Origin of the sequence: Streptomyces sp. 351MFTsu5.1 (assembly GCF_000383655.1) — a bacterium.
GTDB classification, from domain to species: domain Bacteria; phylum Actinomycetota; class Actinomycetes; order Streptomycetales; family Streptomycetaceae; genus Streptomyces; species Streptomyces griseorubiginosus.
Genome location: NZ_KB911787.1, coordinates 260,531 through 269,211, shown reverse-complemented (window position 1 = coordinate 269,211; position 8,681 = coordinate 260,531). Strand labels below are relative to the sequence as shown.

Sequence of the window (8,681 nt, the reverse complement as noted above, 5' to 3'; positions counted from 1 at the left end):
GAGATGGTCACCGACGAGGAACGCGACTACATGTGGGCCGAGTACGCGAAGGACCCACGGATGCGCGCCAACATCGGCATCCGCAGGCGTCTGGCCCCCCTCCTCGACAACGACCGGGACACGATCGAGCTGTTCACCGCCCTGCTGCTGGCGCTGCCGGGCTCGCCGATCCTCTACTACGGCGACGAGATCGGCATGGGCGACAACATCTGGCTCGGTGACCGCGACGCCGTCCGCACTCCCATGCAGTGGACCCCTGATCGCAACGCGGGCTTCTCCACGGCAGATCCGGGCCGACTCAACCTGCCGATCATCATGGACCCCGTCTACGGGCACCAGGTCACCAACGTCGAGGCGTCGATGGCGTCGCCCTCATCGTTGCTGCACTGGACCCGCCGGATGATCGAGATCCGCAAGCAGAACCCGGCGTTCGGCCTCGGCACCTTCACCGAGCTCCAGTCCTCCAACCCCGCCGTGCTGGCCTTTCTGCGGGAGTACGAGGACGACCTGGTCCTGTGCGTCAACAACTTCTCGCGGTTCGCCCAGCCCACCGAGCTGGACCTCCGCGAGTTCGCCGGCCGGCACCCCGTCGAGCTGTTCGGCGGGGTGCGGTTCCCGGCCATCGGTGAACTGCCGTACCTGCTGACCCTCGGCGGGCACGGCTTCTACTGGTTCCGGCTCTCCCGAGTCGCATCCCGCATCGGCCGACGCTCTTGAGCGTGCCGACGAAAGGACGCGTCACCATGCCGAAGACCGCACCCCTCGGCCCGAGACCCGCGCCGGCGAGCGACCTCATGGCCTCGCTGGGCGGGCTGCTGCGCGAGTGGCTGCCGCGCCAGCGCTGGTTCGCCGGCAAGGACCGGCCCGTGAGCGAACTCGGTCTGCTGTCGATGACCGAGCTGTTCCCGGGCTGTCTCCATCTGCTGGTCCACGCCAGTCACGGCGGGGTGCCCGCACCGGGCGGCGGGACCCCGGCCGGGGACTGCTACCAGCTGCTGCTGGGCGTGCGCAAACACCTGACGCCGCGTCTCGGCCGGGCCCTGATCGGCCGCGCGGAGCAGGGCCCCCTGGCCGGGCTCACGATCTACGACGCCCTGCACGACCCGCGTTCGGCCCAGTTGCTCCTCGAACGGCTGCGGCAGCCCGGCGCGGCGGGACCCCTGCGCTTCGAGCGCGCGCCCTCGGTGCCGGTGCCCGCCGGACTGCCCCCGCGGCTGCTGGAGGCGGAACAGTCCAACTCCTCGCTGGTGTACGGCGACGAGTTCATCCTGAAGGTCTTCCGCCGGATCCAGCCCGGCGTCAACCCCGACCTGGAGGTGCCGGTCGCGCTGGCCGGGCAGGGCTGCCGCCGGGTGCCCGCGCCCGTGGCCTGGTTCCGGACCACGCATCCGCAGGAGGCGACGCTCGGCGTGCTCCAGCCGTATCTGCGGGACGCCTCCGACGGCTGGACGCTGGCCCTGCACGCGCTGGCCTCCGGTGACGACTTCACCGTGCAGGCGCACGAGCTGGGGCGGGCCATGGCCGAGGTGCACCTCGCGCTGGCCGCCGCGTTCCCCGGTGACGGGGCCCACGGCGACAACGGCTCCACGGCGGCCGCGATGGCCGAACGCCTGGACTCGGCCGCGCACAGCGTGCCCGCGCTGCGGCCGTTCGTGCCGGGCCTGCGGAGCGCGTTCGGCGCGCTCGCCACCTGCGACGCCGGGCCGCCCGCCCAGCGGGTGCACGGCGACCTGCATCTGGGGCAGGTGCTGCGGGCGGGCCGCGAGTGGTTCGTGATCGACTTCGAGGGCGAACCGTCCCGGCCGCTCGCCGAGCGCTGCACCGCCCAGTCGCCCGTGCGGGACATCGCGGGCATGCTGCGCTCCTTCGACTACGCCGCCCGCCAGCGCCGCCCGTGGCGCCCGGAGTGGGCGCGCCGCTGCCGGGAGGCCTTCTGCGGGGGCTACGCCGCCCTCGCCGGGTGGGACCCCCGCAAGAAGCACGGCCTGCTGCGGGCCTACGAGACCGACCGGGCCGTCTACGAGGTCCTGTACGAAGCGCGACACCGACCCGACTGGCTGCCCGTGCCGATGGCGGCGATCGAGCGCCTTGCCGTGAGAGGAGACTGAGCCGTGGCCCTGCGTGACACTTCACTGCCCGAGCCGTCCGGACCGGCCAGGTGCCTCCCGGCACCGCCGCTCGACGGCACCGACCGGTCCCGGCTGCTGTCGGGCGCCCACCACGACCCGCACGCGCTGCTCGGCGCCCACCCGGTCGCCGGGGGCATCGTGTTCAGGGCGCTGCGCCCGTTCGCCCGGGCGGTGAGCGTCGTGATCGACGGCGAGCGCTGCGGGCTGGCCTCGGAGGGCGACGGCCTCTTCTCCGGTCTGCTCCCCCTCGACGCGATCCCCGACTACACCCTGCTGGTGGCGTACGCGGACGGGGAGCAGGAGGTGCACGACCCGTACCGCTTCCTGCCCGCGCTCGGTGAGACCGACCTCCACCTGATCCGCGAGGGACGCCACGAGCAGCTGTGGAAGGCGCTCGGCGCCGAGCCGATGAGCCACCAGGGCGTCACCGGCACCCGCTTCACCGTATGGGCGCCGAACGCCCAAGGGGTCCGGGTCGCCGGGGAGTTCACCTGCTGGGACGGACAGGCGTTCCCGATGCGCTCGCTCGGCGCGTCCGGGGTGTGGGAGCTGTTCCTGCCCGGGATCGGCGAGGGCACCCGCTACAAGTTCGAGATCACCTCCCGCCACGGCGACCGGTTCCTGAAGGCCGACCCGATGGCACGCGGCACCGAGGTCCCGCCCGCGACCGCGTCCGTGGTGACCTCCTCGCACTACGAGTGGAACGACCAGGAGTGGATGGCAGGGCGGGGCGCGACTCCGGTCCACGAGGCGCCGTTCTCGGTGTACGAGGTCCATCTGCCGTCCTGGCGGAAGGGATTGACGTACCGTCAGCTCGCTGAGGAGCTGCCCGTCTATGTGAAGGAGCTCGGCTTCACCCACGTCGAGCTGATGCCGGTCGCCGAGCACCCCTTCGGTCCCTCCTGGGGTTACCAGGTCACCGGCTTCTACGCGCCGACCTCCCGGCTGGGCTCCGCCGACGACTTCAGGTTCCTCGTCGACGCCCTGCACCGGGCCGGCATCGGCGTGATCATGGACTGGGTGCCGGCCCATTTCCCCAAGGACGACTGGGCGTTGGCCCGCTTCGACGGGGAGCCGCTGTACGAGCCCGGGGACTGGCGGCGGGCGGAGCACCCGGACTGGGGGACGTACGAGTTCGACTTCGGGCGCGTGGAGGTGCGCAACTTCCTCGTCGCCAACGCCGTGTACTGGTGCGAGGAGTTCCACATCGACGGCCTCAGGGTCGACGCGGTCGCCTCCATGCTCTACCTCGACTACTCCCGGGACTCCGGCCAGTGGAGCCCCAACGTGTTCGGGGGCCGGGAGGATCTCGACGCGGTCGCCTTCCTCCAGGAGATGAACGCGACCGTGTACCGGCGGGCGCCGGGTGTCGTCACGATCGCCGAGGAGTCCACGGCCTGGGACGGCGTGACCCGGCCCACGGACAGCGGCGGTCTCGGTTTCGGCCTGAAGTGGAACATGGGCTGGATGCACGACTCCCTCGGCTACGTCAGCCACGAGCCGGTGCACCGCAAGTACCACCACAACGAGATGACCTTCTCGATGGTGTACGCGTACAGCGAGAACTACATCCTGCCGATCTCCCACGACGAGGTCGTGCACGGCAAGCAGGCGCTGGTGTCCAAGATGCCGGGCGACTGGTGGCAGCGGCGGGCCGACCACCGCGCCTACCTGGGCTTCATGTGGGCCCATCCCGGCAAGCAACTCCTCTTCATGGGGCAGGAGTTCGCCCAGGGCGCGGAGTGGTCGCAGGAGCACGGCCCGGACTGGTGGCTGCTCGACCCGGCGTACGATGCCGAGCCGGACCACCGGGGCGTGCGTGATCTCGTGCGCGACCTCAACACCGTCTACCGGGAGACGCCCGCGCTGTGGCAGCGCGACACCGACCCCGGCGGTTTCCGGTGGGTGCTCGGGGACGCGGCCGAGGACAACGTGTTCGCCTTCCTGCGGTTCGACGCGCAGGGCACGCCGCTGCTCGCGGTCTCCCACTTCTCCCCCGCCGTGCGCGAGGACTACCGGCTCGCCGTCCCCGAGGGCTTCCCCCTGTGGCGGGAGGCGCTCAACACCGACTCCGCGCGGTACGGCGGCGGCGACATCACCTGTCCCGACCCGGTCAAGGCGGAGGACGGGGCGCTGCGGCTCACCCTGCCGCCCCTGGCGACGGTGTGGCTGACGCCGGTGTGATCAACCGTCCTGTGGGCAGTCGGGGCGTACGAAAGACACCGGCGTCTCGGCAGAAGGGCGGCACACGTGCGCACCGTCGGAGTGGAGGAGGAGCTCCTCCTGGTCGACCCGGAGAGCGGGGAACCGCAGGCACTGTCCTCCGCGGTCCTCGCCCGGGCCACGCAGGACGAAGCGGACCAGTTCGTGTTCGAGAAGGAACTCCACAACCAGATGCTGGAGTTCGCCACCCACCCGCAGTCGGGGATGGACGCGCTCCACGCGGAGATCGTGCGCTGTCGCAAGGAGGCCGGCCGGCTCGCCGGCGAGAGCGGCTGCGCGGTGGCCTCGCTGGCCACCTCTCCGCTGCCGGTCAGCCCGTCCGTCGCCGTCGGGCGCCGCTACGACTGGATGGCGGAGCAGTACGGCATCGCCACCCGGGAGCAGCTCGTCATGGGCTGTCACGTCCATGTGTCCGTCGAGTCGGACGACGAGGCCGTCGCCGTGGTGGACCGGATCCAGCCCTGGCTGAGCGTGCTGGCCGCGCTGAGCGCCAACTCGCCCTTCTGGCAGGGCAAGGACACCGGGTACAGCAGTTACCGCAGCCGGGTGTGGCAGCGCTGGCCCTCGGCCGGTCCGACCGAGCCCTTCCGTTCGGCGGAGCGCTATCACCGCCGGGTCGCGGACATGGTGGCGACCGGGGTGATCCTCGACGAGGGGATGATCTACTTCGACGCCCGGCTGTCCCGGACCTACCCGACGGTGGAGATCCGGGTCTCGGACGTCTGTCTCCAGGCGGACACCGCCGTCCTCCTCGCGACGCTCGCCCGCGGCCTGGTGGAGACGGCCGCCCGCGAGTGGCGGGCGGAACGGGAACCGGTGACGCACAGTGTGAGCCTGCTGCGGCTGGCCGCCTGGCGGGCCGCGCGCTCCGGGCTGACCGAGGAGCTGCTGCACCCGGCGACGATGCACCGGATGCCGGCCGGGACGGTGGTGCGGGCCCTGCTGGAGCATGTGGAGGACGCGCTCGCCGACAGCGGTGACCTGGACCGGGCCCGCGAGCACTGCGAGGAGCTGCTGCGGCACGGCAACGGCGCCCGGGTGCAGCGCGAGCTGCTGGAGCGCACCGGCAGCCTGCGGGACGTGGTCACGGAGTGCGTGCGGCTGACCCAGGCCTAGCCGGCTTCCAGGGACACGCCCCAGGCCGGGTCGTACTCATGGGGGTCCGGGTCCCCCGATCTCGGCGAGATCACAGGTGACCGCCTACTTCCGTAATACCGGCACCCCTTGCTGACTCCTGGGTTAGATTCGAGCGCCGCGGATGACCGAGCTCGTCGGCGCAGTCACAGCCCGTACACGTCAGGAGCAGCGCATGCGCGACTTCGCCCTCGCTCCCCGGACCCTGTCGCGCTCCAGCGGGGGTCTGGCCGACAGCGTCTTCGAGAGAGCGGAGCTCGACCCCACCCTGCCGGTGCTCGCCCGCCGCCCCGAGGGCTCCCCGGGAGGCTGGCAGGAGGTCACGGCGGTGGAGCTGCGGGACGAGGTCGTGGACCTCGCGAAGGGGCTGGTCGCCTGCGGTATCTCGCCCGGTCACCGGGTGGCGATCATGGCACGCACCCGTTTCGAGTGGACGGTTCTCAGCTACGCGCTGTGGACGGTCGGCGCCGAGGTCGTGCCGATCTATCCGACGGCGTCGCGCGATCAGGTCGAGTGGATCCTGCGGGACGCCGGCTGTGTGGCCGTGGTGGTGGAGGACGAGCAGGCGGTCATGACGGTCGGCTCGGTGTGCGCTGCGCTGCCCCGGCTGCGGCACGTGTGGCAGCTGGACGCGGCGGCCCTCGACGACCTGGCCGAGCGGGGCGAGGTGATCCCGCTCGCCACGGTCGAGTCGCTGCGCCGCATCGTGCTCCCGGACTCCACGGCGGTGGTCGCCTACACCTCCGGCACCTCCGGGCGTCCGATGGGGTGCGCGCTCAGTCACCGCGGTCTGGCGGCCCCCTGCGACATCCTGCTGGAGGGCTGGCGGCAGGTCGCCTCCGCGCCGGGCGAGCAGCCGTCCGTCCTGGCCTTCCTGCCCTTCTCGCACGTGTACGGCCTCATGATCCAGGGCGTGTGCATCCGGGGCGGCTTCCTCATGGCCCACGAGCCCGACCTGAGCGAGGAGGCGCTGGCCACCTCCCTCCAGTCGTTCCGGCCCACGTACTTCTACGCCGTGCCCTCGGTCTACGAGAGGATCTACAAGAACTTCCTGCGCGCCTCCCAGCAGTCGGGCCGCGGTGCCCTGTTCGAGCGGGCCGCCGAGACCGCCCGCGACTTCGCCCTGGCCTGTGAGCGGCAGCGGCTGGGCGAGGGTCCGGGCCCCGGGTTCGACCTGCGGCTGCAGCACGCCCTGTACGAGCGGACGGTGTACCGCAGACTGCGAGCGGCGCTGGGCGGGCGGGCCCGCCGGGGCACCTCGGGCGGCTCGACCCTCAACCGCGAGCTCTCCCTGTTCTACGAGGGCATCGGTCTCTACGTCCACGACGGGTACGGCCTCACCGAGACCTGCGGCGGGATCACCATGCAGCCGCTGGGCCGGGAGAAGTCCGGGACCGTCGGCCGGCCGCTGCCCGGGGTGGACCTCAGGGTGGCGGAGGACGGGGAGATCCTGGTGCGCGGCCCGTCGGTGTTCCAGGGGTACGTCAACGACGAGGCCGCCACCCGGGCCGCGCTGTACGGCGGCTGGCTGGCCACCGGGGACCTGGGGCGGCTGGACGCCGACGGCTATCTGACGATCACCGGGCGGAAGAAGGACATCCTCGTCACCACCAGCGGCAAGAGCGTGGCCCCGGCCGCGCTGGAGCACCGGCTGCGGATGCATCCGCTGATCCACCAGGCGGTGGTCGTGGGCGACAACCGTCCCTGCGTGGGCGCGCTGCTCACCGTGGACCCGGAGTTCCTCGCGCACTGGCGCGGCGTGCTGCTCGCCCAGCAGGACCCCGCGGTCCGGGAGGCCCGGGAGGAGAACCTGCTGCGGGAGGAGATCGCCCGGGCCGTGGCCGCCGCCAACAGCTCGGTCTCGCGCTCGGAGTCGATCAGGGTCTTCCGGGTGCTGTCGGAACCGTTCGACCTGGCCAACGGGCTGCTGACGCCGTCGATGAAGCTGCGCAGGGACGCGATCGTGCACCGGTACGCCGCCGAGATCGAGGCGATGTACCAGGCCCGTTCGGCCGGCGCCCGGCGCAACGCGGCGGAGGACGTGCTGAGCTGGGACGACTCCGACAACGTGTTCCGCTGACCGGGGTGCGGGCCGGACGCGTTCGGGGAGGTCGGAACGATTGGGCGGCGCGCCGTCGGGAACACGGATCAATGGCAGCATGACCGTTGTCCGTCAGTCCCGCTGACGCCGCGCCGCACGAGCGGTACGGCGCCCGATCCGCGTGGGGAGAGACCCTGACTTCCGAGGCGATTCCGAGTCGCACCACCCGTTTCGCGGGCGAACCGCACTGTGTGACGGGTGCGCGGCTCGCTGCCGAGGAATTCCTGAGCGACCTCGGCGAGAACCAGCCGCCCGCCAGCCCCGAGCACTGGGACGACATCCTGCTGGTCGTCACCGAACTGGCCGCCAACGCCGTCCAGTACGCGCCCGGGCCGTTCGCGCTGCGGATGCGGCGGACGTTCGACGGGGTGCACGTGACCCTGCGGGACACCAACCCGACGCCGCCCGCCCCCCGCTCCTTCAATCCCCGTACGGGCGGCGGCGGCATCGGCTGGCATCTCATCCACGCCCTGTGCGACCAGGTCAGCGTGGTGCCGGACGATCGCGGCAAGGACGTGCACGTCTTCCTGCCGTGGTGAGGTGTCCGACGGCGGTCAGGCGGTGGCCGTGAGCCCCAGATAGTAGGCGCCCACCGCGGACAGGTAGGCGCGGTCGCGGGTCTCGCTGTCGGTGCGGAACCGCGGTGCCGCCTTCACCTCCGACCTGGTGCAGGCAACCGTGACCCGGCGGTCCTCGAGGTCGACGCGGGTCACGACGCCCACCGGGACCAGGACACTGCGGCCGAAGATCCACACGCCGGTGTCCACGACGAGGTGGGCCAGTCCCCCGGGGGCGGCCTGCCGGTCCACGAGCCCGATCGTGCCGTCGCTCGCGTCCACGCTGAAGCCCGTCAGGTCCTGTCCCTCGACGAGTCCGCTGTCCGGCATGTACGACCAGATGCTGTCGGTGGTCACACTGCTCCTTTCCTCCCGCACGCTGCACGGGCCCCGACGGTCCGCCGCGCACGGGCCCACTGCACCAAATACCCGTATGCCGCACGCGCATTCGGGAACCGGCGACCTCACAAGCGGTTTCCCGGCCTCCGCTCCGCGCACCTCCTTCACCTTTCTCCCGGTGCGTTTTGAGGCCAGGAC

7 protein-coding genes are annotated in these 8,681 nt (G+C 71.8%); 6 read left to right on the top strand and 1 reads right to left on the bottom strand.

The annotated features are described in order from the left end of the window. The 6 genes from H295_RS0127990 to H295_RS0127965 all read left to right on the top strand — a co-directional run. Nucleotides 1-717 (top strand): alpha-glucosidase C-terminal domain-containing protein (locus tag H295_RS0127990; protein WP_020138675.1); only part of this gene is annotated, 717 nt, incomplete at its 5' end. Nucleotides 718-743: 26 nt separating this feature from the next. Further along, nucleotides 744-2,108: a maltokinase N-terminal cap-like domain-containing protein gene (locus H295_RS0127985; protein ID WP_020138674.1), complete on the top strand. Its 1,365-nt coding sequence runs from the start codon at nucleotides 744-746 to the stop codon at nucleotides 2,106-2,108. A 3-nt stretch (nucleotides 2,109-2,111) separates the two neighbouring features. After that, a complete protein-coding gene (glgB, locus tag H295_RS0127980) occupies nucleotides 2,112-4,313 on the top strand; it encodes a 1,4-alpha-glucan branching enzyme (protein WP_020138673.1) in 2,202 nt (733 codons plus the stop codon). 66 nt (nucleotides 4,314-4,379) lie between these two features. Beyond that, nucleotides 4,380-5,468 carry a glutamate--cysteine ligase gene (locus H295_RS0127975; RefSeq protein WP_020138672.1) on the top strand — a complete coding sequence of 363 codons (1,089 nt, stop codon included), beginning with the start codon at nucleotides 4,380-4,382 and terminating at the stop codon, nucleotides 5,466-5,468. Nucleotides 5,469-5,661: 193 nt separating this feature from the next. Next, nucleotides 5,662-7,566, top strand: coding sequence for an AMP-dependent synthetase/ligase (locus tag H295_RS0127970; RefSeq protein WP_020138671.1), 1,905 nt, complete (start codon nucleotides 5,662-5,664; stop codon nucleotides 7,564-7,566). 212 nt (nucleotides 7,567-7,778) lie between these two features. Further along, on the top strand, nucleotides 7,779-8,126 hold the full coding sequence (locus H295_RS0127965; protein ID WP_020138670.1) for an ATP-binding protein: 348 nt from the start codon (nucleotides 7,779-7,781) through the stop codon (nucleotides 8,124-8,126). A 15-nt stretch (nucleotides 8,127-8,141) separates the two neighbouring features. Here H295_RS0127965 and H295_RS0127960 read toward each other — a convergent pair whose 3' ends face one another. Further along, on the bottom strand, nucleotides 8,142-8,501 hold the full coding sequence (locus H295_RS0127960) for a hypothetical protein (RefSeq protein ID WP_020138669.1): 360 nt from the start codon (nucleotides 8,499-8,501) through the stop codon (nucleotides 8,142-8,144). Between the last annotated feature and the right edge of the window lie 180 nt (nucleotides 8,502-8,681).

Bases quoted from the DNA above. Each gene is read 5' to 3' on its own strand.
- H295_RS0127985 (WP_020138674.1), top strand. From the start codon at position 744: ATGCCGAAGACCGCACCCCTCGGCCCGAGACCCGCGCCGGCGAGCGAC.
- H295_RS0127970 (WP_020138671.1), top strand. From the start codon at position 5,662: ATGCGCGACTTCGCCCTCGCTCCCCGGACCCTGTCGCGCTCCAGCGGG.